We start from the raw sequence: 545 nt of genomic DNA on the forward strand, positions 1-545 counted from the left end.
GCACCGCATTTAAGTCGAGCATTTTAGTGAGAGGGGTCTTCCATGTGTGGATGTGTGTTTGTCTTCGGCGGGCGAGCATGCCCCGGTGTGGTTGCCGTCGGCGCCCTGCCGGTGGCGGGGTGGGGTGGGGTGGGGAGAACGTCGATGTTCCCGGTGTGCGGGGCGTGCGGGGGCTGGCTGGGGTGGGTTCGGCGTGAGTGTGGAGGCGCCGGTCGTGTTGGAGGTGCGTGATGTTCACAAGAGGTTCGGGCATGTGCGGGCGTTGCGGGGGGCGAACCTCACGGTTCGTCGCGGCGAGATCGTGGGCCTGGTCGGTGACAACGGCGCGGGCAAGAGCACGCTGACCAAGGTTCTTTCGGGTTGGCATCGCGCCGATCAGGGTGAGGTTTTCGTCGATGGCCGGCCGGTGCGGTTGGCCGGTACCGGTGACGCGCGGAGGCTGGGAATCGAGATGCTCTATCAGGATCTCGCTCTTGCGCCTGAGCTTAATGTCGTGGCCAATCTTTTCCTGGGCCGGGAGGTGGTGGCGGCTGGTCTGGGTGGGC

General features: G+C 65.7%; 1 protein-coding gene. It reads left to right on the plus strand.

All coding sequences use genetic code 11. The features are described 5' to 3' along the window. Nucleotides 1-193: 193 nt before the first annotated feature. On the plus strand, nucleotides 194-545 hold a 352-nt coding region (locus tag AC08OQ_RS19255; protein ID WP_476612303.1), incomplete at its 3' end, for an ATP-binding cassette domain-containing protein.

The organism is Frankia sp. CcCS3 (genome assembly GCF_977927575.1).